Consider the following 24,647-nt stretch of genomic DNA (forward strand, 5'->3'; position numbering starts at 1 on the left):
ACCCCTGCCAGGAGCAAGTACATGGCAAACAATCTGCATATCGTGACATCCGAGGGCGCTTCCGGCGAAGCGCAGGAGATCGTGGAGGCGAAGGCCAAGGAAGGGGTGACAACCGAACCCCATCCGGAGGCGCCACAGGGACCTACAGGCGGCAACACCACAGCAAAGCGCAGCAAGATGCCGCGCCGCCTGGTGTATGGCGTGGGTGCGATCGTCATTATCGCCGCCGCGGGCTATTACGGACACGACTACTGGCAAAACGGCCGTTTCGAGGTATCGACCGACGACGCCTATGTCCAGGCCGACAACAGCTCGATCGCCCCGAAGATTTCAGGCTATCTGGCGGAAGTCCTGGTCAAGGACAACGAGACCGTAAAGGCCGGCCAGCCGCTCGCCCACATCGACGACCGCGATTTCCGCGCAGCGCTCGACCAGGCGAAGGCCGATGTCGCCGCAGCGCAGGCAACCATACAGGCCGAGCAGGCCTCGCTGGACATCCAGCAATCGACCATCGCCGCAGCGCGGGCGACGCTCGATGTGGACAAGGCCAACGAAACCTTCGCCGAACAGAACAACAAGCGCTATGCCAGCCTCGCCTCCAACGGCTATGCGGCCGTGCAAACGGCGCAGCAGGCCGCATCGCAGATCGCCGCGGCGCAGGCTGCCATCGTCAGGGACACCGCGACCTTGGAAGGTGCGATCAAGCAGGTCGAACTTCTGAAGGCCCAGATCGCGCAGGCGACGGCTGCCCTGCAGAAAAGCGAGGCGGTCCAGCATCAGGCCGAGCTTAATCTCTCCTATACGACCATCGTGGCGCCCGTCGACGGCACGATCGGCAACCGCACGCTGCGCATCGGCCAATATGTCCAGGCGGGAACACAGCTGATGTCGCTCGTGCCGACCGACCAGGCCTACGTCGTCGCCAACTATAAGGAAACGCAGCTGACGAATGTCCATGCCGGTCAGCCCGTCGATATCGAAGTCGACATGTTCCCCGGCAAGACATTCCACGGCCATGTCGACAGCCTTGCGCCGGCGAGCGGACAAGAATTTGCCCTGCTGCCGCCTGACAATGCGACCGGCAACTTCACCAAGGTCGTGCAGCGAATTCCAGTCAGGATAGCGCTTGACACGCAGACCATGACGAGCGGTGAGCTGCGCCCTGGAATGTCCGTCGAGCCGAGCATCAACACCAAAGCAGACGCCGCACAGCGGAATTGACGGCGGGAGCCCCACAATGTCTACGATTACAATGGATGGCCGTCCGATGCCGGCCGCAACGGCACAGCCGCGTGCATCGACAAGAGAGTGGATCGCGGTTCTGGCCGCCATGATCGGCGCGTTCATGGCGATCCTGAACATCCAGATCACCAATGCCTCACTTCTCGACATCGAGGGTGGCATCGGCACCGGTGTGGATAATGGCGCTTGGATCTCGACCTCCTATCTGATCGGCGAGATCGTCGTCATTCCGCTCACAGCCTATCTCAGCAGCGTCTTCTCATTTCGCCGATACATTCTGGTGAACTCGGTGCTGTTTCCGCTGTTTTCCCTGTCCTGCGCCTTCGCGCACGATCTTGGAACGATGATCGTCCTGCGCGGCCTGCAAGGATTTGCCGGCGGCGTACTGATCCCGATGGCCTTCACCATGGTGCTGACGAAGCTTCCGAAGCCGCAGCAGCCCTTGGGGCTGGCGATCTTTGCATTGTCCGTCACCTTTGCGCCGGCCATCGGCCCGACCATCGGCGGCTACCTGACCGAGAATTACGGCTGGCAGACGATCTTCTTCATCAATGCCGGCCCGAGCGCCATCATGGTGGCGGCGCTTGCCCTGACGCTGGACAAGCAGCCGATGCAGCTGAAACTGCTGCGCGAGGGCGACTGGCTCGGCATCGTGACGATGGCGATCGGACTGTCGGCACTGCAAACCGTGCTTGAGGAAGGCAACAAGGACGACTGGTTCTCGTCGCCCTTCATCGTGCGACTCAGCATTGTCGCGGCTGTGTTCCTCAGCCTCTTCATCATCATCGAGCTCAAGGTTTCGAAGCCGCTGGTGAAACTGCGCCTGTTGAAACAAAGGAATTTCGGTCTTGGCGTGCTCGCGAATATTCTCGTCGGCGTCGCTTTGTTCGGAACGGTCTACATCCTGCCGCAATATCTCGGCCAGGTGCAGAGGTACAATGCCGAGCAGATCGGCAACGTCCTTGCCTGGACGGGATTGCCGCAGCTGCTGCTGATCCCTCTGGTGCCGCTGATGATGAAGCGGGTGGATGTGCGTTGGCTTGCCTTCTTCGGCATCGCAGTCTTTTCCTTCAGCTGCTTCATGAACGTCACGCTTTCGGCCGATAATGCCGGAGATCAGTTCTTCATTCCGAACATCGTCCGCGCGATCGGCCAGGCCTTCGTCATCACCCCGGTGACCGCAATCACGACCGCTGGCATTGCGTCGGCGGATGCGGCCGCCGCGTCCGGCCTGACGAACATGCTGAGAAATCTCGGCGGCGCGGTGGGGACGGCGTCCCTCGGCACCATCCTGACGAAGCGCGAACAGTTTCACTCCAACATCATCGGCCAATCCGTAACCCTTGCTCGCGATGAGGTTCGCCAGCGGATTGACCAGATGACCGGCTACTTCCTGTCACACGGCGTCTCCGATCATCAAGTGGCCCAGCAGAAGGCGGTTATCGCGCTCGGCCAGGTCATCAAAAGGCAGGCGCTGATCATGGGGTTCAGCGACACCTTCGCAGTCATCGGCGTGGTCCTCGCCATCGCGGCAATCACGATGCTGTTTACCAAGCGGCCACAGGCCGGCAGTGGTGGCGGCGCTCACTGAGCCATGCGGGTTCGCGCCTACAGAGGCACGGATGTGATGTGCCACGGCGCGAACCCGCAGGAACGGCGTGCGGCTACACCATGATGATCGATCAGATATGCTTCGATGCGCAGGCGCATTCTCGGACGCACGTGTTCATTCCCGGCCCTGGCGTGCACGCGCTGGGATTCGCGGAAAGTAACGGCAAGCTGAAGAAGCAAATCGTCGCGGTGGCGAGACCTTTAGGTGCCCGAGGCACCTACCTGTTCATGTCCTCGACCACCCAGCGAAACGAAGTGACATTCGCTCAGCTCCTGCCGCCGTCACCAGGTGCACTGTCTCGCTTTCGGTAGGTCGAGGGGTTGATGCCATGGCGTTGCAGGCGAGCATAGAGGCTGCGGCGCGGCAGTTGCAGCGCCTGCGCGACTTCGGCGATATCGCCTTCGAACCGGTCAAGCGCTGCCCGCAGAACGCTGGCCTCGAACTGATCCATTTGATCAGATAGACCAAGTTCCGAAGCAGGTGTGCTCGGGGCCGACGTCAGGCCCAGAACCACCTGGGTTGCGTAATTGCGCAATTGGCGGACATTGCCCGGCCAATCGTCCGTCAGGAAACGCGTCTCCATCGCAACGTCGATTTGCGGACGCGCAACGCCATGCAGGCGCGCAGCATCCTCAAGAAAGGCACTGAACAACAGGCCGATGTCGGCCCGGCGCTCCCGCAGAGGCGGGATGCGGATCCGCACAGTCTCCAACCGGTAGAGCAGATCGGCGCGGAAACGGCCCTCGGCGACCGAACCATGCAGGTCGGTCTTGGTCGCCGCGACGAGCCGGAGATTGACGGGAGCCGGCTCGCCGGTCGACGAGGGCAGTTCGCGCTCTTCGACCACCCGCAGAAGCCGCCCCTGGAGCATGGGCGACATGCTGTCGATTTCATCGATGAAGAGCGTGCCGCGATCCGCCTCGGCGATGCGTCCGCGCCGCGTGCGATTTCCGAACAGAGTTTCGTCGGCGATCGCATCCGGCAAGGCGGCGCAATCGACCGCGACGAAGCTGCGTGCATGCCGCCTGCTCCAGCGGTGGATGAGGCGCGCCACGAGTTCCTTGCCCGTGCCCGTTTCACCTTCGACCAGAACGTCCACATCGGCGACGGCGACCTGGCGTATCGTTTCACGCAATCGCGCCATGACCGGCGTCTGGCCAAGCAGCGGCGACGTATCTTCCGCTTCCGCCGCGGCCTGCCGCAGGCGCCGGTTTTCCAGCACCAGACGCCGCGTCTCCAGTGCGCGGCGCACTGAGGCGATCATATGATCCGTGGCAAAAGGCTTGGCGATGAAATCATAGGCGCCCTGCTTCAAGGCACCGACCGCCATGGCGACGTCGCCGTGACCGGTCATCAGGATGACGGGGAGGTCAGGATCGCGCGCCTGCACCGCCTCGAGAAGGTCGTGCCCGTCGACGCGGGGCAGGCGGATGTCGGTGACGACCACGCCGGGCAGCGTCACGGCAAGGCTTGCGAGTGCCGACTGCCCGTCAGCATGCGTCTCCACCTCGAAGCCCGCTATGGCGAAGGAATCGCTGAGAGCGGCATTGAAGGGGCCGTCATCCTCCACCAGCAGCACTTTCTGTGGCGTTTGCAAGGTCATGCCCGCCTCATCGTAATTATGAAGGCCGCGCCACCGAGCGGCGACGGGCCGATTGTCAATGATCCGCCAAGATCGTTCATGATGTCCTGCGCGATCCCAAGCCCAAGGCCCAGCCCGTCGGGCTTACCTGTCATGAAGGGACGGAATATCTCCTTCGCCAGGGCCGGGTCGATGCCCGGACCATTGTCGGCAACGGTCAGCCTCACCGTGTCCTTCTCGACCGCGTCGACGAGCAAGGCGACATGCGGATCGGCGACGTCCGACACCGCATCGATGGCGTTCTGCAGCAGATTGACGAGAACCTGTTCCAGCCGCACCCGTTCGGCCAGCACCTGCGGCTGGCCCTGTGGCGGCAGATCCAGCCTTACACCCGCTTTGCGGAACCGGTTCCCGACCAGCAGCAGGGCGCCGGCAATGATGGCATCGAGCGGTTCCGGCCCGGCCGCATGCCGTCCCCGGCGCGAGAAACGCCGCATCTCCTGCGTGATCGTTCCTATGCGCGCCGTCACGTCGACCGCGGCATCCAAATTGGCCCTGACACGATCGAGGCGATTGGCGGCGAGATGGTGGCGGGCGTTCTCCGCCAGGGTGCGAATGGTGGCAACCGGCTGGTTGATTTCATGCATCAGCCCCGCCGTGATCGAGCCGACGGAGGCGAGCCGATTGGCCTGGGCAAGCTCCTCGCGGGCATCGCGATAGCGGTCCTCGGCGCGGGCACGTTCGGTCATCTCGTCGCGCAGCTCGGCCGTGCGGGTGGCGACGGCCGCCTCCAGCGCCCGCCGATCGGCCGCCGCCCGCGCGACGCGGGTCATTCGCCACCAGACCGCAGTTCCGATGACGGCCAGCCCGAGGATGGCGGGCAAGGCCAGCAGCCAGGCCTCGGCACGGGCCTCCTGCAATGCCATGCGCGTATCGAGAAGATGCAAAAGGCGCAGACGCGTGCCGGCGACGGGCTGCTCGGCTGCGACCATGATCTGATCTCGCGGTCCGCGTATGCGACCGGCATCTTCCACCCGGTAGTTCCCCGGCCCCAGTGCCGCGTCCCGATATTGGCCGCTCGCGACGATGCGGGCACGGTCTTCCGGCGAAAGCGGCGCGAGCGCCGTCAGTACCTGTGACGGGTCGGATGCCGCAAGAATGATTTGGTGTTCGTCGACGACAAGCGTTTTCCCCGGATCGTTCGCCCAGATCCGCGACACCGGCTCGAATTCGAATTTGACGACCACGACGCCGGCCGGTGCGGCGGCATCGCCAACCCTGCGCGCGATAAACAGGCCGGGCCGGCCGCTGATTGCGCCCGCGCCATAATATTCCGCCATGCCATCTTTCATCGCCTCGGAAAAATACGGACGGAAACTGAAATTCTTGCCGACGAAGCTATCCTCGGTCCCTGCATTCGATGCCGAAATGACAAGCCCGGTATGGTCGACGAGATATATGATATAGGCACCCGTCTGATGAGCGAGAAAGCCGAGCTTTTCGTCGAGCCGACGGGCGGCATCGGCGGTAGGGCTAGCAAGAGCCTCGCCAAGGTCGCGATATTCGCCAAGCACGATCGGCAGGAGCCGAAAACGCGCCAACTCGCTGTCGACCAAACGGCTATGCTGCACGGCAAGTCCGGAAGCCTCCGCTTCCAGCCGCGCCAGCGCCTCGTGACGCGATAGTGAGAGCGCCGTAAACCAAATGCCGGCCGCAGCGGCCACAACAGCCACCGCCAGAAGCAGAATCCGTCTCAATCCCAGCTCGATCATTTGTGCAGGATATTGCACAAGCCTCGAATTTACCACGCAGAATCTTGCGCAAACAATGGCGAGAACCAAGGCGAAATCGAAGAAATATGAAATATTTCAATATGGTATCATGAATGCCCGATGAACCTCGTATCCTACACTTCCACACGCAACAATGGCGTTGGGAGAGTGATCCTCGATAGGCTTGAGAAACCGGTTCTGTTCGGGCAATCGGCATTGCCGCGTCCCGTCTCGCGAGGATGCGCCGGCGGGCAAGCGCGCATGCGGCCTCTCTCAAAACCCGTCGTCCACAGCGATCAATCGCGATGGCGACGGCCGAAGCGACCAAGGGAGGAGAGGCTCAATGCTTGATACATTGCAAGACCCCATCGAAACGACGGCAGCGATGGATGCCGCCGGGAAACGCAACCGTCTCAAATCGATTATCGGCGGCTCGACGGGCAATCTGGTCGAATGGTTCGACTGGTATGTCTACGCCGCATTCGCGCTCTATTTCGCTCCGCACTTTTTCCCCGCCGGCGATCAGACGGCGCAGCTGCTGAATTCGGCGGCGGTCTTTGCGGTGGGCTTCGTCATGCGGCCGATCGGCGCCTGGATCATGGGGCTTTACGCCGACCGCAAGGGCCGAAAGGCTGGCCTTGCGCTTTCGGTGACGCTGATGTGCGCCGGTTCGCTGATCATCGCGCTGACACCGGGATATGAGGCAATCGGCGTGGCAGCACCGGCGCTTCTGGTCCTTGCCCGCCTGATGCAGGGCCTGTCGGTAGGCGGCGAGTACGGCGCCTCGGCGACCTATCTTTCCGAGATGGCCGGGCGGCAGCGCCGCGGTTTCTTCTCGTCGTTCCAGTACGTCACGCTGATCTCCGGTCAGCTCCTCGCCATCGCCGTCCTCATCATATTGCAGGCGTTCATGACGCCGGAGACGCTCAATGCCTGGGGATGGCGCATTCCCTTCTTCGTCGGAGCGGCGCTTGCGGTCGTCGTCTTCTGGCTGCGCCGCGGGCTTGCCGAAACCGAGAGCTTCAAGAACCTGCGTGCAGGCGATGCACAGAAATCCGGCTTCTGGATGCTCATCACCCGGCATCCGAAGGAGACTGCGATAGTGATGCTGCTGACGGCCGGCGGCACGCTCGCCTTCTACGCCTATTCGATCTACATGCAGAAATTCCTGGTCAACACCTCTGGATTCAGCCGGGAAACGTCGAGCGAGATCAACGCAATCACGCTGTTCATCTTCATGCTGCTGCAGCCGATTGCAGGTGGGCTCTCCGACAAGATCGGCCGCAAGCCGCTGATGATCGGCTTCGGCCTCTGCGGCGTGCTGTTCACCTATCCGATTTTCTCGACCCTCGAAACCACGAAGGACCCGCTGATCGCAGGGCTGCTCGTCATGGGCGCGCTGATCATCGTCACCGGCTATACCTCGATCAACGCAGTGGTGAAGGCGGAGCTGTTTCCGGCGCATATCCGCGCGCTCGGCGTGGCATTGCCCTATGCTCTGGCCAACACGCTATTCGGTGGCACAGCCGAATTCGTGGCGCTGAAGTTCAAGAGCAGCGGCTGGGAGCAGGGCTTCTACTGGTATGTGACCGCGATGATCGGCATCTCGCTCGTCATCTATCTCTTCATGCGGGATACGGCCAAAAACAGCGCCATTCGCGAGGATTGATCCGTCCTGCCAATGGAAAGAAGGATCCTGATCGCAGGACTAAGAGAATATGAGCCGGCGGGAACATCGATGATGAACTCGCCGGTGCGGGCCGAATACGAGATCTCAGCCGCTAGTGAAGCGAAGTGCCGCTCTTCCTGCGTCCATTCAACAGATGAATGAAGGTGATGCCCTGCTCCAGCAGAAGCTCGGCGGCCTTCAGGTCGTTCGGGCCGAGATCGGACGAACAGCCGCGAAGATTGCATGCGAGAAAGAGGGAATTGGTGGCGGCGAGCGTATCGCCATCCTCCTCCGCCTCTTCGGCGGCGGCTTGCAGCACATCGGCAACAGCCGCCATAAGCGCGGCGCGCTCCTGCAGGTTCATTTCGTCAAGGCTTTTGGTGATGCCATTCATGACGTCTCCTCCGCGCGCGAATATTTCCGACATCAGCCGGATCGGCGCGGTTTGTAACTGGACATGATAGAAATGCGATTGGTAAGCCAGATATGGCGATGAAGGCGCCAAGCGGCAAGACATGGCTTCCATGCTAAGGGCGCATGGCACTGCGGCTGGCTCACCATTCACGATGTGGCGGTAGCGGCCGCTCACGGGATTTACCTCGTGTCCTTGGGACACTCCAAAACCGTTCTATCCGGTCGTGATCCGGATGGAGCTTTTCAAGTCGCACCCGTAAGCCAACTCTTTCCAAAGCCGAAATGAACGGGCGCGGTCGATGTCATCTTATAGCCTGACCGAAAGACGATAAACTTCCTGCCGGAACGCATCGGAGACCGATCGGTCTCCGATGCGGGATATCTCTATGAATGCCGCTCAGCGCGGACGGCGGATCGCCCGCAGTTTGCCGCTGCCGCCACCACCGGCATAGAACCGGTCCTTGCCGTCGGATTCGAGGCCGGAAACGCCGGTCCCTTCGGGCATTTCGAGCCGCTCCAGCACCTCGCCCGTCGCAGGATCGACGCGACGCACATCGCTTTCGTCGCCCTCCCAGGTGCCATGCCACAGCTCTCCGTCGACCCAAGTGACGCCGGTGACGATGCGGTTGGATTCGATGGTGCGCTTGATTGCACCGGTCTCGGGGTCGATTTCGTAAATCTTGCGGCCGCGATGTTGCCCGACCCACAGGCTGCCGTCACTCCAGGCAAGACCTGAATCACCGCCGTTGCCGGGCGCGGGAATGGTGGAAACTATAGTCCCCGTCTCGGGATCGACCTTGTGAATCCGATCCTCGGCGATCTGATAGAGATAGCGCCCGTCGAAAGCGGTGCCGGCATGAGACGCGACATCGATCGTGCGCACCTCTTCGCCGCTCTCCGGGTTCAGAGCATGCAGCTTTTCGCCAGAGGCGAACCAGACGTACCGGCCGTCGAAAGTAACCCCATTCACGCGGGGTGCGTTCTCGAAGGGGCCATATTCGCGAATGATTTCCGCTTGGGACTTTTTCATGTTTCCATCCTCCGGTCGGGATCGGTTGAGTGTCGATAAGAGAGAGCTTAGTCGCTCGGCAGCGGCCCAGGGAGTAACAATGTTGTCGGGAAGCCGATCACCGGCGGCATCATCCAGCGGCGCGCCCTGCCATTGCCGACGCCTTGCACCATTCCAGCCGCTGCAAGCGCGTCGAGCGACCGCTGCACCGTGCGCGGGCTTGTCGCCAGTGCAATCGACAATGCCGAGCTCGACCAGGATTCCCCATCCGACAACAGGGCAAGCAGCGAGCCGTTCTCGACCTCGACAGGCGGCGCCAGCACCACGACATCGCGGTCCCCGCGCGGCGTCAGCGCAAAGCCGCGCGGCGTCGCGCTGATATCGGCAAGCGGCTCCAAGGCAGCGCGAAGCCTCCCGATCTCGACCCTGAGCCGCGCCCTATGGGATTCGTCAGCATGGCGAGCGCGGAACGCGCGGGTAAGCAGGGCAGCGCGCGGCACATCGGCGGGGGCGGCCTCGGCAAGCGCGCGCGCCAGGGCAAAGAGCACCGGCCGGCGCGCAAGCGGCACGATCTCGCCGCCGCCGCGCACGACATTGCGGCAGGCATCGACGACCAATGTTCCGGACGCCAGCAGGGCCTCGACCTCGTCGAGCGACAGCAATTTCTCCTCGCCCTGGGCTAGAAGACGCGCAGCCGGTGCATCGAGAGCACCTGCCGCGTCGCGCACCTCGATCACAAGGGCGGGGATCGCGGCCTTGCCGGCTGCTTCTGCGGCGCGCGCGAGGGCGGCGCGGGCCGGCTCGATCCGCAGGCGGCGGATGGCGATGCCGGCGACCGCCAGTTCATGGCTTGCCCTTGCTGCCGGCGGCAGCGGCGACGGATCGAGCTTGGCCAACAGGCGTTCGGCCTCGTCCAGATGGCCGACAAGCAGCAGACGGCGTATCTGCAGGTTGCGGGCATGGGCGGCATTGACGTGGTCGCCGTGTTTTTCGAGGGCGGCCCGCGCCGTCTCCAGCGCTTTGTCCGGCCAGCCCAGATCACGCGACACGAGGGCAATTTCGGCTTCGGCCACCGTGCACCGCGCCCGGGCGACAGCCTCGCGCGGACCAAAAGCGCGCGCGGCACTCTTCAAGAGCGTCTTGGCGCGGACAAGGTCTCCAAGCTGCGCCATGGCAATGCCGCGCAGCGCCAGCGCCGGCGCATCCTCGCGCAGCGCCACACGTTTCAGCGCCCCCAGCACATCGCCGGCAGCGAGCGCCTGAGCTGCCGCGACGATCAGCGAGTCCATTTAAATCCCGTCACACTTGTAACTCCCACCCCTTCGGCCTCCAGGGGTAAGTTATCGCATGTCGGCAAGCAAGATGCAGCGCCGACAAGAACGACCCGACAGACAAGAGGAGATGAACCATGACGATGCATAAAACAGGAACGCGCCAAGAGTGGCTTTCGGCACGGCTCTCGCTGCTGGAGCAGGAAAAGGAGTTGACGCGGCGCAGCGACGAGATTGCTGGCCACCGTCAGGAGTTGCCCTGGGTGAAGGTGGAGAAAGACTATCGGCTCGAGACCGAGAAGGGCGTCGTTCCGCTCTCGGGCCTCTTCAAGGGCCGCTCGCAGCTTCTCGTCTATCACTTCATGTTCGGACCGGACTACGCGGCCGGCTGCCCATCCTGCTCGTCGATCGCCGACGGCTTCAATGGCATCGCGGTGCATCTTGAAAATCATGACGTCGCTTTTTCCGCAATATCCAGGGCGCCGCTTGCCAAGCTGCAGGAGTTCAAGCGACGGATGGGCTGGACCTTCGATTGGGCCTCTTCGGCCAACAGCGATTTCAACCATGATTTCAACGTCTGGTTCACGCCCGAGGAACAGCGCGACGGCCGCATCGAATACAACTACCGCCGCGAGCCGCCGATGCCCGACGCTCAGGTGGGCAAGACGATGCAGCGATGGGAGCAGCGCGGCAGCGAAGGCCCGGTCGATCTGATGGCGTCAATGACGGGGACGAATGTCGCGACTTACACGCGCGACCGGCCTGGCGTCAGCGCCTTCGCGATACAGGACGGCGAGATCTATCACACCTACTCGTCCTATGCTCGCGGACTCGACGGCCTTTGGGGTATGTATCAATGGCTCGATCGCGCGCCGCTCGGCCGCAACGAGTCCGGCGTGTGGTGGAGACATCACGATCGTTACGGAGCAAACTGATGTTCCGCTCATCCGAAAGCAATCGAAGGGTCGGCGGCCGTACCGCCGCCCCTGCTCTGCCCGTCATTGCCAGCCGCCTGCTGGCTTTGGCCGCCGCGCCGAGCTTTGCCCTGATGACAGGGCTATCAGCCTATGGGGCAAGCGGCGACATGATCTGTTCCACACAGGGCAGCGCGATGCTCAGTGGGATGGTGCCGATGTATCTGCTCATGACCGTCTTCCACTGCCGCCCCTGGCTGAAGTTGCTTGCAAGAGAAGGAAATGGCGCTCATGTGCCGGGCTAGATCTCGGCGATGCTAGACCAGGTTCTTGAGATAGAGTGAAAGCAGCTGGGTCTGCGAGGAAATGCCGAGCTTGCGGTAGACGTTGCGCCGATGGACCTTCACCGTGCCTGTCGAGATATTGAGCTTCAGGCCGATCGATTCCGACGAATGCCCCTGCAAAACGAGTTCGACGATGGCGGTTTCACGGCTCGTCAGATTGAGATCCCGCCAGACGGTTTCGGCTGGCGGGACATTCCCGTTCTGGCCCTGCTTGCGCCGGCTCCGGCCGCCGGCCGCCAATTGCGCATCGAAACGGGAAGCCAGACCGGACCAATAGTGTCTCACCATGCTTGCGACGAGCGGCTCGACCTTCTTCAACGTCATGAACTCGGCGGGCGGAAAAACCCCGGTCTTCTCGCGCCGCATCAGTGACAGGACGATGGTGATGTCCTCGTCGGCATTGACGAAAAAGCCGATCTCCTCGGCAAGCCCGGTCTGGACATAATAGGTCCGGTAATATTCGCTGGAAAAGAAGCGATCCGGCGCCAGCTCCCGCATCCTGAGCACGCCTTCGCGGCGTTCGCGCGCCGTGTGATAGAAGGGGTCGAGCATATAGGGGCCGGCCTGATAGAGCGTGACGAAGACGACATGCTCCTCGCGGTCGAAGGTGCTGTAGAGATCGATCGGCCGCTCCTTGCCGCGATAGGCGAAAACGACCACGTAGTCGAACCGCACCAGCGCCGCCATCATTTGACGGAAGGTCTCTCCGAATTCGGCATCCGTCATCGCCGATCGGCCGATCGTGGCGTTGAAGGCGGCAAAAAGCCCTTCAAGGTCGGTGCTCATGTGACGGATCCCCTCTGCCGCCCTGCGCAACTGAGCGCAGCCCCTATATACACCTTCCACGAAGCATTCCGTACGAAAATACCTCTTTCGGGGTATATACCTCGCAGGAAGCCCGGGCTTACTCTTTCCTTAACGACGGTGGCAATAAGGCAGATCAAAGACTGCCGACCAACCGCAGGGAACAGACGTGGCATCCGCTTCAACGAACGATATCGAATTCCGTTCGGTCACGAAGAACTATGGCGCCGTGACCGCCGTAACGGACATCAATCTTAATGTGCCCAAGGGTGCATTCCTGGCGCTTCTCGGCCCTTCCGGCTGCGGCAAGACGACATGCCTGCGCATGATCGGCGGCTTCGAGCAGCCGAGCGAAGGCACAGTGCTGATCGACGGGCGCGAGATGAACGGCGTTCCGGCCTATCGGCGCCCCGTCAACATGGTGTTTCAGCATTATGCGCTGTTTCCGCATTTCAACGTCGCGCAGAATGTCGCCTACGGGCTGAAGCAGATGCGCCCGAGGATCAAGTCTGCCGAAATCGACCGGCGCGTCGCCGAAGCGCTCGAAATGGTTCGCCTCGGCGGCTTTGCCACACGCCGCATCCATGAAATGTCTGGCGGGCAGCAGCAGCGCGTCGCGCTGGCGCGCGCCATCGTCAACCGCCCTTCCGTGCTTCTGCTCGACGAGCCACTCGCCGCGCTCGACAAGAAGCTGCGTTCGGCCATGCAGATCGAGCTTCAGACGCTGCAACGTGAGCTCGGCATCACCTTCGTTCTCGTCACCCATGACCAGGAGGAAGCGCTGTCGATGGCGGATGTCGTCTGCGTCATGAGCGCCGGCCGCATCCGCCAGCTCGGCACGCCTCAGGAGGTCTATGACCGGCCCGCCGATCTCTTCGTCGCCGATTTCGTCGGTAAGACGAACCGCATAGAGGCGACGATGGAAGCCGATGGCGAAACGCTTCGCCTTGCGGATGGTTCAGCACTTTCGGCCGGCAAGCGGCTGATGCCTGGGGCTGCGATCGCAGCGTTGCGCCCTGAAGCGATCCGTCTGAGCCGCGACATGGCCGTAGCGGGCATGTCCTTCAAGGGCACGGTGACCCACCGCATCTTCCTGGGCTCCTCCGCGGAATACGCGGTCACCGTCCCCGGGCTCGGCGATTTCCTGATCACTTCGGATCGCCGCGGTATGAACGAAAGCGATCTCGTCGGTCCGGGCGAAGAGGTCTTCCTCGGCTTCGACCCCACCGCCTTACATGTCTTTCCAGCATCGAATGCATAAGCCAAAACAAGGGAACAGCATCATGAGCAAGGATTATAAGGACAATCTCCCGATTTCAGCCGAAGGCTTCATGGACGAGTTCATGCGCCTGAAGCGCGGCTCCGTCAGCCGTCGTCATTTCCTCAACATTACCGGCCTCGGTCTTGCGACGGTGGTCCTGTCGCGCTTCCCGGGCGCGCTGTCGACGCCGGCCTATGCCGCGGGCGAACTCGGCACGCAGATGTCGATCGCAACCTGGCCGAATTATCACGACCCCGCGACCTTCGAGAACTTCAAGGCGGCAACCGGCGTCGCCGTCGAAGTCAACGTCTTCGGCTCGAACGAGGAAATGCTGGCGAAGCTGCAGGCAGGTGCCTCCGGCTGGTCGCTCTTCGTGCCGACGAATTACACGATTTCGACCCATCACAAGCTTGGTCTCATCGAGGAACTCGACCTTTCGAAGCTCCCGAACTTCCGCCAGACGACGGAAAGCCCACGCTTTACCAAAGAAGGCCAGATCGACGGGAAAACCTATGCCGTGCCGAAAAACTGGGGCACGACCGGCTTTTCCGTCAACACGAAGAAGATCAAGACCAAGCTTTCAAGCTGGAAGGATTTCTTCGAGATCGCGCAGACGGAGGCCGACGGCCGCGCCATGGTCCATGACTATCAGCTGACGACCATCGGCAGCGCGCTCGTTTCCCTCGGCTACGACTTCAATTCGATCAAGCCGGAAGAGCTCGCCAAAGCCGAGGAATTGCTGATCAAGGTCAAGCCGCATCTCTTCGCCATCAATTCCGACTACCAGCCGTCCATGCGCTCGACAGACGCCTGGCTGACGATGTGCTGGACCAATGACGGCGCACAGCTCAATCGCGACATGCCCGAGCTTGACTATGTGCTCGGCAAGGACGGCGGCGAGATCTGGACCGACTATTATGCCATCCCGAAGGATGCGCCGAACAAGGCGGCCGGCTACGCGCTTCTCAACTATCTCATGGATCCGAAGAACGCGGTGAAGGAACATATCGCCAACGGCGCGCCGACCACCGACAGCCGCGTTATCGCGCTGCTGCCGAAGGAGATCACCTCGAACAAGATCGTCTATCCGGACGAGGCTGCACTGACGCCGCTGGAATTCGGCGCCGCCGTCACGCTTACCGATCCGAGCCGCGCCGAACTGATGGCACGTTTCAAGTCGGCCTGATCGCCCTCGCCTCACTCCGGTCCCCGCCGCTTCGGCGGCGAGGGGCCGGCCTCGCGTTTAGAACCGGCGGATAAAAACCTCTCGATGCCCCTTACCCCTGCCACCAAACGGCGCCTCGTCACCGCTGCCCTTGTCGGCCCGGCAAGCGTCTGGCTGTTCGTCTTCCTGGTGCTGCCCTTCATCGCCATCATCGTCTTTGCCTTTGGCGAACGCGCGCCGGAGGGCGGCTATCAGGCGGCCTTCACTTTTGCGCAGTTCGCCAATCTCGGCTCGCGCTCGGCTGCATTCATCAATACGCTGATCCTTGCACCGATCGGCGCGGCCGCCTGCTTGCTCGCTGCCTATCCGGTCGCCTACTATCTGGCGGTCAAGGCAAGCCCGCAGCGCCGGCTGCTACTGGTTTCGCTCGTTGTCGTTCCCTTCTGGACCAGCCTGCTCGTGCGTACCTATGCCTGGATGTATCTGCTTGGCGCACGCGGCATTCCGCATCTGCTCGAATTCCTCGGCATTGAGAACGTCAGGTTCATCAACACACCCGGTGCCGTGCTGCTCGGCATCGTCTATGGTTACCTGCCGCTGATGATCATGCCGATCTATGTCAGCCTCGAAAAGCTCGACAGGCGTCTGCTGGAGGCATCCGCCGATCTCGGCGCCAAACCCGTCTCGACCTTCTTCGGCATTACGCTGCCATTGTCCTTGCCCGGCGTTATGACCGGCGTGGCCCTGGTGACGATCCTGCTGCTCGGGGAATATCTGATCCCGCAGCTGCTTGGCGGCGGCAAGGTCTTCTTCATCGGCAATGCGCTGGTCGATCTCTTCCTGCAGTCACGCAACTGGCCGTTCGGATCGGCAATTGCCGTGACGCTCGTTGCCGTCGTCGTTATCGTGTTGCTAGTTGCCATGCGCATCGCCTGGCGCGTTGCCGGCACCCGCCAGGTGGATCTCGTCTGATGCGCGCGCTCGTCACTTTCGTCTACGTGTTCCTGTATGCACCGATCGCGCTCGTCGTCTTGTTCTCCTTCAATGCCGGCCGCAATGCGAGCGAGTTCACCGGCTTTTCGACGCAGTGGTATGGGCGGGCGCTGTCCAACACATTCCTGATGGAAGCGTTGCAGAACAGCCTTATCATCGCCTTTACCAGTGCAGCGCTCGCCGCAATCTTCGGCACGATGGCGGCGATCGGCCTGGAGCGGCTCGGTCCTCGCGTCCGCGCCGTTTTCGACGGGCTCTTTGCCGCCGCGATCGTCGTGCCGGGTGTCGTCATCGGCATTGCAACGCTGGTGGCGCTGGTCGAGGTCTTCGGTGTCATCAACCCGCTGATCGCCGCCGTCTGGCCAGGCGATCAGCCGCCGAAATTCGCGCTCGGCTACGGCTCGATCATCGCGGCGCACGGCCTTTTCACCATGGCGCTGGTGACGATGATCGTAAAGGCGCGCATTGCCAGCCTCGGCCGCGATATCGTCGAGGCATCAAGCGATCTCTATGCCACGCCTCTGACCACCTTCCGGCAGATCGTGCTGCCGCAGATCATGCCATCGATCCTGGCCGGCTTTTTGCTCGCCTTCACCTTTTCCTTCGACGATTTCATCATCGCTTTCTTCGTCGCGGGATCGAATACGACGCTGCCGATCTATGTGTTTGCCTCGATCCGCCGCGGCGTCACGCCGGAAATCAATGCGATTGCGACCATGGTGCTGATCGCATCGCTCTGCCTCATTCTCATCGCGCGTTTCCTGATGCGCGAAAAGACAACGACAAACTGACCAGGGAAAAATTATGATACTCAAGGATCGGGTCGCAATCGTCACCGGAGCCGGCTCCGGCATCGGCCGCGCCGGCGCGCAGATCATGGCGCGCGAAGGCGCGCATGTGATCGTCGCAGATATCGATTTGGCGAATGCCGAGGAGACCGTGAGCCGGATTGTAGAAGCGGGCAACAGCGCCGAAAGCCTCGTCGTCGACGTCATGGACGACCAGGCGCTCGGGGCCGGCATCGCCGCAATCGCAGCACGGCATGGCCGCATCGATATCCTGCACAATCATGCAGGCGCGCAGGTCGCAGGCAATCTGGAGGAGGTCGCAGTTTCCGGTTTCGACACGTCCTGGAGCCTGAACGTCCGGGCGCACTTTATGGCTTCGCGTTTCGTCATGCCGGTCATGAAGAAAGCGGGCAAGGGCGTCATCCTCAACACCTCGTCGTCTTCGGGCGTGCTCTATGACCGCGAGATGATCGCCTATACCACCTCCAAGCACGCGGTCATTGCCATGACCAGGCAGATGGCTGGCGATTATGCGCGGTTCGGCATCCGAGTCAACGCGCTTTGCCCCGGCTGGGTCGACACGCCGTTCAACGCACCGTTCATTGCGCAGATGGGCGGACGCGGTGCCATCGAAGACTATATTGCCGAAAAGGTACCGCTCGGACGCTGGGCCGATGTTTCGGAAATTGCCGAGCCGATCCTTTTCCTCGTCTCGGACCGATCATCCTATATGACAGGACAGATTCTTGTCGTCGACGGCGGCGAAACCGTCGTCTAGCCCGCCGTTTACCAGCTATGAGCGCTTTTTCCTGCAGCCAACCCCGCGAGCCGACTAATATCGGCGCAGGAAATTCGGCCAGAGGCTTTGCTTGGCGAGGAGGCGGTGAAGCGGCGGTATCGCATGCCTGCACGCGAATGGGACATGGACGCCGATGCGAAAATCCGCGTCGGAGTGCCTGTTTGCGTCAGAAGCGCTGCGGCGAGAATGGCGTGAGATCGATCGCCGTGGTCCGCTCCGTCAGGAGGTCGGCGACGAGGCGTGCCGTGCCTGCCGACTGTGTCAAGCCGAGATGGCCATGGCCGAAGGCATAGATCACATCCCGTGTCGCCTTGGCACGGCCGATGGCGGGCAGGCTGTCGGGCAGTGACGGCCGGAAACCCATCCATTGCATGCCACCCTCCGGCTTGAGACCGGAAAGGAAGGTGCGGGCCTTCTGCAGCATGGCTTCGGACCGGCGAAAATTCGGCGGCAGCGCCAGCCCGCCGAGCTCCACCGCACCCCCGACACGGATACCGGTCGAGAGCTTGCTGACGACGAAGCCATGGCCGCCAAAGGTTATTTGCGTGCGCAGATCGAAGGCATCGGCGGGAAGCGTGGTATTGTAACCGCGTTCGGTTTCGAGCGGGATATGCTCGCCGAGCGTTTTGGCTATGCGATGTGAGAAGGCGCCGGCGGCCAGAACGACCTTGCCGGCCTGGCGCAGCCTTCCATCCGTCGCCACCACGTCGACACCGCTCGGGATTGCACGGAGCGCCGCAATCTCCGCCGTGTCGATAACGCCGCCGCGGCTGCGAAAATGTCCGGCCAGCGCCAATGTGTAGAGCTTGGGATCCGCAATGGAATACCAACCGGGCGTGAATGTCCCGAGGATGAAGCGTGACGCAAGCCCCGGCTGGATCGCCCCTATCCCGTCGGCTTTCAGATGCTGGAATTCGATACCGTGATTGCGACGCACCTCCCAACCGGGCAAGGAAGCGCGGAATTCCGCCTCGCTTTCATAGACTTGGAGATTGCCCTCCTTGCGTAGCATCGAGAGTGTATCGGTCGCGGCAAGGAAAGGCTCGAGCTCCGCCTTGGAAAGATCCATCAGGCTTGTCTGCGCTGCCGTGGAATGGGCAACGCGCGACGGCTGGCATGCACGCCAGAACCGGAACATCCAGGGCGCAATCTGCAGCGCATAGGCAGGCGGCACCGACAGCGGCCCAAGGGGATCGAGGAGCCATTTCGGCGCCTTCCTCAAAATGCCGGGTGACGCCAACGGCAGGATATCCGTGAAGGCGAAGGCGCCGGCATTCCCGGCGGAGGCGCCTGCGGCTGGTCCCTCACGGTCCACCACGACGACGGAAAGGCCACGTGACTGGGCCGCAATCGCGGCGGAAAGGCCGACCACCCCGGCCCCGATGACGATAACATCCGGTCTCGTCATCAATGGACGCTCGCGAGAAATTTCTGCGCTCCGAAATGCTGCGGTGCGCCAAAAATCTGCTCCGGCTTGCCGATCTCGGCCATGACGCCTTGATGGAAATAGGCGGCGCGATCCAAGATATCGCGGGCAAACGCCATTTCATGCGTCACGCAGTTCACGGTCATCCCTCCTCCCGGTATGGATCAAGCGCAGATAGCACCAACATGCCCGACGGCTCGACATGGCTTGTATGTCGATTTTTTGTATTCTTTTTGTATTTATACTTTCCAAGTCTATGATGCAAGCGAGCATAACATGGGAGAACCGAAATTGACCGACGTCACCACCCTGACGCCTGATGCGCTGCAAAGCCGCGTCGTGGCAATCCTTTCGAAGGCCGGCTTCAATGCGCAGCAGGCCGGCGCGATCGCGCGGGTCATCGTCGCCGGCGAGCGCGATGCCTGCAAATCCCACGGCATCTACCGCATTGAAGGCGTGTTGCGCGCGGTGAAAGCCGGCAAGGCGCGGCCGGATGCGGTGCCGGTGCTGGAACAACACGATCACTCCGCCATCGTACGGGTGGACGCCAAGAGCGGCTTTTCCAACGCGGCCTTCGAGCTCGGCATGTCGGTGCTTGCCGATCAGGCTCGCCGCTTCGGTATTGCCGCGCTCGCCATCAACGACTGCACGCACTTCGCCGCCCTATGGCCGGAGGTGGAGGCGCTGACGGATCGAGGCCTTGCCGCCTTCGCCATGTGCCCGAGCTATTCCACGGTGGCGCCGGCCGGCGGCACCGCGCCGCTCCTCGGAACCAACCCCTTCGCCTTCGGCTGGCCACGCATCGACAATCCGCCTTATGTCTTCGACTTTGCGACTTCGGTTGCCGCGCGCGGCGAGATTGAACTGCATCGGCGCGCTGGCAAGTCTCTTCCGGAGGGCTGGGCGATCGATGCTGATGGCCAACCGACCACGGATCCGGAAGCGGCGCTGGCCGGCGCAATGCTGCCGTTCGGAGGTCACAAGGGTTCGGCGATCGGCACCATGATCGAGCTTCTGGCCGGTGTCATGATCGGCGATTTCACCAGCCGCGAAGCGCTCGACTATCTCGGTTCGACGGCCTTTGCCCCGCGGCACGGCGAACTTATTGTCGCCTTCTCGCCGGAGGCTTTCGCGGCAGGCCGGCCTGGAAATCCGCTCGTCCGCGCCGAAATGCTGTTCGAGGCGATCGCCGGCCAGGGTGCGCGTCTACCCTCGCAGCGTCGCTTCGCCGCCCGCGCCCGTGCGGAAAAGGATGGCATCCCGCTGACCACCGAGGAAATCCGCCAGCTCGACCACCTGCAGGAACTCGGCCTCGATGCCGTGGGTTGAGTGACACGTCGAGACGCGGATGAAATCCCGCATAAGATAACAAAAAGAGGCCCGCAAAGGGCCTCTCGCATTTCAAGCCTAAGCTGTGGCGGCGGCCTCAGGCCTTGTACTTTTCCACGGCGCCCGGAAGCTTGCTCCACTCCGCGTACCAGGTGTTGAACAGCGTGAACTGCGCCTCGACATATCCGCGCTGGCTGTCGTTCAAGACGTCGGTTTCGTTGAAATGCAGCTCGTATTCCTTGTCTCCCTTCAGCACCATCATGTGCTTGAAGAAGAGAACGAGATCCGGACCTTCATCGAAGGACGACAGGACGGCGAGCGCCTGCTCGAGCTCAAGCGCGCGCTGACGTGCATCGGCATCGCCGGCAGCCGCCGCCTGGGCGAGATTGCAGAGATGAATGACTTGCCTGGGCAGAACATTGCCGATGCCGGTGATGGCGCCCGTCGCGCCGCAGTTGACGAAGCCGTGGAACACGGCCGTGTCGACACCGATCATCAGCGACACGTCATCGTCGCGGCTGGTGATATTCTCGGCGGCATAGCGCATGTCGGCCGGACCGCCGAACTCCTTGAAGCCGACGAGATTGGCATGTTCGGCGCGCAGTGCGAAGAACAGGTCGGCGCGCGTGGCAAAGCCATAATAGGGGCTGTTGTAGATGACGGCCGGAAGATCGGGGGCGGCCGACAGGATGGCCTTGAAATGCGCCTTCTGGGCAGCGATCACCGAGCCGCGCGACAGCACGCGGGGGATGACCATCAACCCCTTTGCGCCGACCTTCTGGGCATGGGCGGCGTGGGCCACGGCCGATGCCGTATTGACGGCGCCGGTGCCGACGATGACTGGCACGCCCGCCTTGACCAGCCGCTCGACGCCCTCCATGCGTAGCGCGTCCGTCAGAAGCGGCCAATCGCCCATCGAGCCGCAATAGACGACCGCCGACATGCCTTCGGCGATGAGCTGCTTGCCCTTGCGCACGAGCGCATCGAAATCAGGGCTGCGATCGGGCTTGCACGGGGTCATGAGCGCCGGGATCACGCCGGAGAAAACGCTGGATTTCATCTGTCTATCCTTTTGGCTTTAGGGTGGATCGGCAACCAGCCCAGCCGCATCCGCCGCCGCGCCTTACCGTCTTTGCAGCATTGATATATCTTTGTATTTATTTTGTCGACAAGAAATATGCAACTAGAGCCGTACGTCGAGGCGATCTCCGCGCACCAGCAATTTCTGGATCTGGGCGACGATCTGTTCCGCGTGTTCGCGCGCCAGCCGCTCGGCAAGCTCGATATCGCGCGCTGCGACGGCGTCAATGATTTCATCGTGCTCCTCGACGAAGCGGCGCGGCAGGCGGTCATTGTAGGATTGATAGTAGAGGCGAAGGATGCGCCGGCCCTCGTTCAACAGACGCGAGAAAAGGCTGGTGAAATAGGAATTGCGGCCGGACTCGGCAATCGCAAGATGCAGCGCGGCGTTGGTGGAGATCATAGCGAGCGCATCCTGCGCCTCGACGGCATCGGCGAAATCAGTCTGGAGCGCGCGCACTATTTCCAGATCCTCCGGCCGATGATACTTCGCCGCAAGTTGCGTCGTGACCCGATACATGAGCACCAGCGCATCGAAATAGCTGTGCATGTTGAGAAAATCGATCTGGGACACCATGGTCGAACGATTGGGCAGCGTATCGATCAGCCCCTCGCCCGCAAGCCGCACCAGCGCTTCACGGATTGGCGTGCGCGACATGCCGAAACGTTCGGAAAGTTGCACTTCGTCGATGGGGCTGCCAGGCGGTAATTCAAGATCCAGAATCTCGTCCCGCAGGATATCATAGACCACCTTCACGCCGGAGCCGCGCTTGCGCTCGTTTCGGAGGCTTGTTTCATTATCCATGGCTAGCTGACCTCTTCTTTCAGCGTGAGAAATAAAGGGGCCTGCCAGGTAAATCAACGGCGCTTTGCCAGCCTGAAGTCAAGCCGGCGCTATCCTTTCCGCGAACCGTCGGGACCGCCCTGGTCATTTCCGCAAGCTGCCTGCGGACGATGGCCGCGTGGAAGCCCGCGCCATGGATCAGGCCCTCGTCGTCGAAATCGTAATTCGGATTGTGCAACGGCGCCGAATCCTTCCCGTTGCCGAGGAAAACGAAACATCCCGGAACGTGGCGAGATGGTCAATCTGTCGGCACCGGCCGTGCAAAGGCGCATCAAGCGCATGACGGAAGAAGCATCCGCGCGAATGTCGCGGTCATCGATCCCGCAGCGGCCGGCCAGGCGATCACCATCTTCGTCGAGGTCGAGGTCATCAGCGAGACGGCGGAGCAAATCGAAGAGGCCAAGAAGGCATTCTCCGCGGCGCCTGAAATACAGCAATGCTATTATGTGACCGGAGAAGCGGATTTCATTCTCGTCATCGTCGTGCCGTCGATGGCCGATTACGAAGCGCTGCCACGGCGCCTCTTCTTCGGCAACAACAACGTCAAGCGCTTCCGAACCTTTGTCGCCAGGGATAGGATCAAGGTCGGCCTCAGCATTCCAACCGGGGGATGAGCCGGAGGCCGCCCGCTCCATGGGCCGTGAAGACAGGCTCTATCGCCTCTTGCGCCGCGCACGCGCGTAGTTGACCCTAAGCAGCCAAATATCGAGCTGAGCAATAGCTTGAGATCATGGTTAATGCTTCATTTAATTGAAGCTATCTCGCACTTCGCTTCCGCCATTACTGCGCGCTTGACTGCAGCTCCCATGGATATCGCGGACGGATATTTCTCGCGACTGCGCTGCTATGTGTATCGCGACGATGACCCGCCGCCAAGTCGGCTATTGTCGCTATCTTCAGATTTTTCGACATTGCCCCTGCGCAGCGACGGCGCCTTGGCATAAAGCAGCTTGATCCTGCACGCGCGTCCCGCGTGACTTCATCCTTGCTTGCCTTCGGAGCCTCGACACTGCTGTAGCCGGAGAAGCCATTAGCGCCCCTACCCTACCGATCGGTGCATTGCTGCTCCATGATAGATCCAGCCCAAATAGTGGCCGCCACCGGATATTCCTTCCCAACTCAGGTCCATGGAAGACCTATCAGAACGCCTTCGAGCACGGATCGTCGGCATTCCTCAAGGACGAGCCTCTGCAGCAAGGGTGACGGCGGAAACAGCGTGATAGTCTGCGCATTGGCCGATGCCGTTTCCGAGAGATAGCATGCCTGAAAGTCGATGGAGCTGGTCGAAGATGCACTTCGCATCAAGATCGGGTGAAGCGGCGAAGAAGCCTCCAGCAGTCGATCAATCGTGACCGCCAACCGCGGTATCGGATCTTCCGTATTCCTGTCGCAGGCCAGCCGTCATATTAAAAAGGAGCGAAAGACAAGGACTGACGCGCACCCGCGCAAGCGAAGCTCGGTTCTTATGGACTGCCGATTTCAAGAGAAAGGTGCGCCGCGTACCCGGTACTTCTCGCGGCTCGACGCAAGCTATCCTCTCAATCATAAAAATCCCGTTAACCAAAACTTGCTGTGAGAGACACCACCTCATATATGGTCGGCAGGTTGGCATGAGGCGAGAAGACGCAGGCGGATTTCTTTGCCGTCTCGTCAAAATCGCTTCACAATCAATCCGTAATGGATTTGCACGCAGAGGAACGATTTCATGGAAGAACCCTGGACGACCGATCGCGAGCCGATCATTGCGACCGACCTCGATGTTAAAAAGGCGGCCGCAATCAATGCGCTCTTGCTTCGCCCCATCGATATCCTGCCCATCAAAGCCGGCGACACGATCCGTCCTTTCGCGCTCGGCCTTTGGAATGAAATCCGCCCTCTGCTGAAGCCCGACGTGCCGGTCATGTCGCTTCGTCGCGCCACCAGCGCATTTCTCCATTCGAAGCGATATTACCAGGCCTGCGCGCAGCCGGAGTCAATGCGACACGATCTCGCCGGCAATCCGGCTGAGCCACTTTCGGCCGAAGACAGGCTTGCCGCACAGCAGCGCCTGATCGCGCTTCGCCAGACACAGGCCAAGACGAGCCCCCATCATGACGAACCAAATCCGTCGTCACCGCCAGCCTTGAGCAAGGCAGAGCTAATTAGGGCATCCCTTCTCGGCGGCAGCAAGCGCTCGGATCGCGTCGCCCGTTGAGGCGCCGAGTGGTGCGCCACATCCCGGCAGTCCCATTTACGTCCCTGTGAACCTACCGCGCGCTGCCGCTTCGAATGCCATCAGCCTGGATGAGCGTCGAATAGTTGTTCACCGCGAGGGTCGATCGATGTAGTC

22 protein-coding genes and 2 pseudogenes are annotated in these 24,647 nt (G+C 61.7%); 13 read left to right on the forward strand and 11 right to left on the reverse strand.

The features are described 5' to 3' along the window. Nucleotides 1-21: 21 nt before the first annotated feature. Both HGP12_RS08675 and HGP12_RS08680 read left to right on the forward strand, forming a co-directional pair. Nucleotides 22-1,221, forward strand: coding sequence for an HlyD family secretion protein (locus tag HGP12_RS08675; protein ID WP_246703293.1), 1,200 nt, complete (start codon nt 22-24; stop codon nt 1,219-1,221). A 16-nt stretch (nt 1,222-1,237) separates the two neighbouring features. Further along, nucleotides 1,238-2,833, forward strand: coding sequence for a DHA2 family efflux MFS transporter permease subunit (locus HGP12_RS08680; RefSeq protein ID WP_409526818.1), 1,596 nt, complete (start codon nt 1,238-1,240; stop codon nt 2,831-2,833). A 286-nt stretch (nt 2,834-3,119) separates the two neighbouring features. On the opposite strand, the gene HGP12_RS08685 is transcribed toward HGP12_RS08680, so the two are convergent. Both HGP12_RS08685 and HGP12_RS08690 read right to left on the reverse strand, forming a co-directional pair. Then, nucleotides 3,120-4,457, reverse strand: a complete 1,338-nt coding sequence (locus HGP12_RS08685; protein ID WP_168839315.1) for a sigma-54-dependent transcriptional regulator — start codon at nt 4,455-4,457, stop codon at nt 3,120-3,122. Beyond that, nucleotides 4,454-6,193: an ATP-binding protein gene (locus HGP12_RS08690; protein WP_312862864.1), complete on the reverse strand. Its 1,740-nt coding sequence runs from the start codon at nt 6,191-6,193 to the stop codon at nt 4,454-4,456. Before HGP12_RS08690 ends, HGP12_RS08685 begins: the two co-directional genes overlap by 4 nt. A gap of 400 nt (nt 6,194-6,593) precedes the next feature. Here HGP12_RS08690 and HGP12_RS08695 point away from each other — a divergent pair, with 400 nt between their 5' ends. Continuing rightward, on the forward strand, nt 6,594-7,877 hold the full coding sequence (locus HGP12_RS08695) for an MFS transporter (RefSeq protein ID WP_168839641.1): 1,284 nt from the start codon (nt 6,594-6,596) through the stop codon (nt 7,875-7,877). Nucleotides 7,878-7,989: 112 nt separating this feature from the next. Here the strand turns inward: HGP12_RS08695 and HGP12_RS08700 are convergent, their stop codons facing one another. From HGP12_RS08700 to HGP12_RS08710, 3 genes are all read right to left on the reverse strand, one after another. Further along, a complete protein-coding gene (locus HGP12_RS08700) occupies nt 7,990-8,271 on the reverse strand; it encodes a hypothetical protein (RefSeq protein ID WP_168839314.1) in 282 nt (93 codons plus the stop codon). Between the two features lie 417 nt (nt 8,272-8,688). Continuing rightward, entirely contained in the window at nt 8,689-9,321 is a 633-nt protein-coding gene (locus HGP12_RS08705) for a PQQ-binding-like beta-propeller repeat protein (RefSeq protein ID WP_168839313.1), read from the reverse strand. 47 nt (nt 9,322-9,368) lie between these two features. Further along, complete coding sequence (locus tag HGP12_RS08710; protein ID WP_168839312.1) at nt 9,369-10,589, reverse strand: M48 family metallopeptidase; 1,221 nt, start codon at nt 10,587-10,589, stop codon at nt 9,369-9,371. Between the two features lie 119 nt (nt 10,590-10,708). Between HGP12_RS08710 and HGP12_RS08715 the strand changes: the two genes are divergently transcribed. After that, nucleotides 10,709-11,506 carry a thioredoxin family protein gene (locus HGP12_RS08715; protein WP_168839311.1) on the forward strand — a complete coding sequence of 266 codons (798 nt, stop codon included), beginning with the start codon at nt 10,709-10,711 and terminating at the stop codon, nt 11,504-11,506. Then, nucleotides 11,506-11,790 carry a hypothetical protein gene (locus HGP12_RS08720; RefSeq protein WP_168839310.1) on the forward strand — a complete coding sequence of 95 codons (285 nt, stop codon included), beginning with the start codon at nt 11,506-11,508 and terminating at the stop codon, nt 11,788-11,790. The genes HGP12_RS08715 and HGP12_RS08720 overlap by 1 nt, the downstream gene beginning before the upstream one ends. A 12-nt stretch (nt 11,791-11,802) precedes the next feature. Here the strand turns inward: HGP12_RS08720 and HGP12_RS08725 are convergent, their stop codons facing one another. Continuing rightward, entirely contained in the window at nt 11,803-12,615 is an 813-nt protein-coding gene (locus HGP12_RS08725) for a helix-turn-helix transcriptional regulator (protein WP_168839309.1), read from the reverse strand. Between the two features lie 187 nt (nt 12,616-12,802). On the opposite strand from HGP12_RS08725, the gene HGP12_RS08730 reads away from it, so the two are divergent. The 5 genes from HGP12_RS08730 to HGP12_RS08750 all read left to right on the forward strand — a co-directional run bounded on the left by HGP12_RS08730 (nt 12,803) and on the right by HGP12_RS08750 (nt 17,618). After that, complete coding sequence (locus HGP12_RS08730; protein WP_168839308.1) at nt 12,803-13,894, forward strand: ABC transporter ATP-binding protein; 1,092 nt, start codon at nt 12,803-12,805, stop codon at nt 13,892-13,894. 22 nt (nt 13,895-13,916) lie between these two features. Then, nucleotides 13,917-15,080 (forward strand): spermidine/putrescine ABC transporter substrate-binding protein, encoded by a 1,164-nt coding sequence (locus tag HGP12_RS08735; protein WP_168839307.1) that lies wholly within the window; start codon nt 13,917-13,919, stop codon nt 15,078-15,080. A gap of 84 nt (nt 15,081-15,164) precedes the next feature. Next, a complete protein-coding gene (locus HGP12_RS08740; RefSeq protein WP_168839306.1) occupies nt 15,165-16,031 on the forward strand; it encodes an ABC transporter permease in 867 nt (288 codons plus the stop codon). Next, nucleotides 16,031-16,843, forward strand: a complete 813-nt coding sequence (locus HGP12_RS08745; protein ID WP_168839305.1) for an ABC transporter permease — start codon at nt 16,031-16,033, stop codon at nt 16,841-16,843. The genes HGP12_RS08740 and HGP12_RS08745 overlap by 1 nt, the downstream gene beginning before the upstream one ends. A gap of 13 nt (nt 16,844-16,856) precedes the next feature. Further along, entirely contained in the window at nt 16,857-17,618 is a 762-nt protein-coding gene (locus tag HGP12_RS08750; protein WP_168839304.1) for an SDR family NAD(P)-dependent oxidoreductase, read from the forward strand. Between the two features lie 187 nt (nt 17,619-17,805). On the opposite strand, the gene HGP12_RS08755 is transcribed toward HGP12_RS08750, so the two are convergent. Then, nucleotides 17,806-19,047, reverse strand: coding sequence for an FAD-binding oxidoreductase (locus HGP12_RS08755; RefSeq protein ID WP_168839303.1), 1,242 nt, complete (start codon nt 19,045-19,047; stop codon nt 17,806-17,808). Further along, nucleotides 19,047-19,214 (reverse strand): annotated as a pseudogene (gene glnQ / locus HGP12_RS08760) (glutamine ABC transporter ATP-binding protein GlnQ); the annotation flags it as partial. The pseudogene glnQ and the gene HGP12_RS08755, both read right to left, overlap by 1 nt. A 142-nt stretch (nt 19,215-19,356) precedes the next feature. Here glnQ and HGP12_RS08765 point away from each other — a divergent pair. Next, a complete protein-coding gene (locus HGP12_RS08765; RefSeq protein ID WP_168839302.1) occupies nt 19,357-20,394 on the forward strand; it encodes an Ldh family oxidoreductase in 1,038 nt (345 codons plus the stop codon). 97 nt (nt 20,395-20,491) lie between these two features. Here HGP12_RS08765 and HGP12_RS08770 read toward each other — a convergent pair whose 3' ends face one another. From HGP12_RS08770 to HGP12_RS33950, 3 genes and pseudogenes are all read right to left on the reverse strand, one after another. Then, complete coding sequence (locus HGP12_RS08770) at nt 20,492-21,454, reverse strand: dihydrodipicolinate synthase family protein (RefSeq protein WP_168839301.1); 963 nt, start codon at nt 21,452-21,454, stop codon at nt 20,492-20,494. 123 nt (nt 21,455-21,577) lie between these two features. Then, the gene (locus HGP12_RS08775) at nt 21,578-22,279 is read right to left on the reverse strand and encodes a GntR family transcriptional regulator (RefSeq protein WP_168839300.1); all 702 of its coding nucleotides are present in this window, start codon (nt 22,277-22,279) and stop codon (nt 21,578-21,580) included. A gap of 133 nt (nt 22,280-22,412) precedes the next feature. Then, nucleotides 22,413-22,547, reverse strand: a pseudogene (locus tag HGP12_RS33950) (amidohydrolase); the annotation flags it as partial. Here HGP12_RS33950 and HGP12_RS08780 point away from each other — a divergent pair. Both HGP12_RS08780 and HGP12_RS08785 read left to right on the forward strand, forming a co-directional pair. Further along, the gene (locus tag HGP12_RS08780) at nt 22,516-22,932 is read left to right on the forward strand and encodes an Lrp/AsnC family transcriptional regulator (protein ID WP_409527204.1); all 417 of its coding nucleotides are present in this window, start codon (nt 22,516-22,518) and stop codon (nt 22,930-22,932) included. The pseudogene HGP12_RS33950 and the gene HGP12_RS08780 sit on opposite strands and share 32 nt — an antisense overlap. A 1,091-nt stretch (nt 22,933-24,023) precedes the next feature. After that, nucleotides 24,024-24,512, forward strand: coding sequence for a ProQ/FINO family protein (locus tag HGP12_RS08785; RefSeq protein ID WP_168839299.1), 489 nt, complete (start codon nt 24,024-24,026; stop codon nt 24,510-24,512). Nucleotides 24,513-24,647 lie beyond the last annotated feature (135 nt).

The sequence above is a fragment of the Rhizobium sp. P28RR-XV genome (genome assembly GCF_012641385.1).
Classification (GTDB): Bacteria; Pseudomonadota; Alphaproteobacteria; order Rhizobiales; family Rhizobiaceae; genus Rhizobium.

What these genes read in the sequence shown, in the direction of transcription:
- HGP12_RS08740 (WP_168839306.1), top strand. Translation starts at nt 15,165, where the DNA reads ATGCCCCTTACCCCTGCCACCAAACGGCGCCTCGTCACCGCTGCCCTT.
- HGP12_RS08720 (WP_168839310.1), top strand. Translation starts at nt 11,506, where the DNA reads ATGTTCCGCTCATCCGAAAGCAATCGAAGGGTCGGCGGCCGTACCGCC.
- HGP12_RS08770 (WP_168839301.1), bottom strand. Translation starts at nt 21,454, where the DNA reads ATGAAATCCAGCGTTTTCTCCGGCGTGATCCCGGCGCTCATGACCCCG.
- HGP12_RS08725 (WP_168839309.1), bottom strand. Translation starts at nt 12,615, where the DNA reads ATGAGCACCGACCTTGAAGGGCTTTTTGCCGCCTTCAACGCCACGATC.
- HGP12_RS08685 (WP_168839315.1), bottom strand. Translation starts at nt 4,457, where the DNA reads ATGACCTTGCAAACGCCACAGAAAGTGCTGCTGGTGGAGGATGACGGC.
- HGP12_RS08695 (WP_168839641.1), top strand. Translation starts at nt 6,594, where the DNA reads ATGGATGCCGCCGGGAAACGCAACCGTCTCAAATCGATTATCGGCGGC.
- HGP12_RS08710 (WP_168839312.1), bottom strand. Translation starts at nt 10,589, where the DNA reads ATGGACTCGCTGATCGTCGCGGCAGCTCAGGCGCTCGCTGCCGGCGAT.
- HGP12_RS08750 (WP_168839304.1), top strand. Translation starts at nt 16,857, where the DNA reads ATGATACTCAAGGATCGGGTCGCAATCGTCACCGGAGCCGGCTCCGGC.
- HGP12_RS08775 (WP_168839300.1), bottom strand. Translation starts at nt 22,279, where the DNA reads ATGGATAATGAAACAAGCCTCCGAAACGAGCGCAAGCGCGGCTCCGGC.
- HGP12_RS08715 (WP_168839311.1), top strand. Translation starts at nt 10,709, where the DNA reads ATGACGATGCATAAAACAGGAACGCGCCAAGAGTGGCTTTCGGCACGG.
- HGP12_RS08705 (WP_168839313.1), bottom strand. Translation starts at nt 9,321, where the DNA reads ATGAAAAAGTCCCAAGCGGAAATCATTCGCGAATATGGCCCCTTCGAG.
- HGP12_RS08755 (WP_168839303.1), bottom strand. Translation starts at nt 19,047, where the DNA reads ATGACGAGACCGGATGTTATCGTCATCGGGGCCGGGGTGGTCGGCCTT.
- HGP12_RS08735 (WP_168839307.1), top strand. Translation starts at nt 13,917, where the DNA reads ATGAGCAAGGATTATAAGGACAATCTCCCGATTTCAGCCGAAGGCTTC.
- HGP12_RS08675 (WP_246703293.1), top strand. Translation starts at nt 22, where the DNA reads ATGGCAAACAATCTGCATATCGTGACATCCGAGGGCGCTTCCGGCGAA.
- HGP12_RS08680 (WP_409526818.1), top strand. Translation starts at nt 1,238, where the DNA reads ATGTCTACGATTACAATGGATGGCCGTCCGATGCCGGCCGCAACGGCA.
- HGP12_RS08785 (WP_168839299.1), top strand. Translation starts at nt 24,024, where the DNA reads ATGGAAGAACCCTGGACGACCGATCGCGAGCCGATCATTGCGACCGAC.
- HGP12_RS08700 (WP_168839314.1), bottom strand. Translation starts at nt 8,271, where the DNA reads ATGAATGGCATCACCAAAAGCCTTGACGAAATGAACCTGCAGGAGCGC.
- HGP12_RS08745 (WP_168839305.1), top strand. Translation starts at nt 16,031, where the DNA reads ATGCGCGCGCTCGTCACTTTCGTCTACGTGTTCCTGTATGCACCGATC.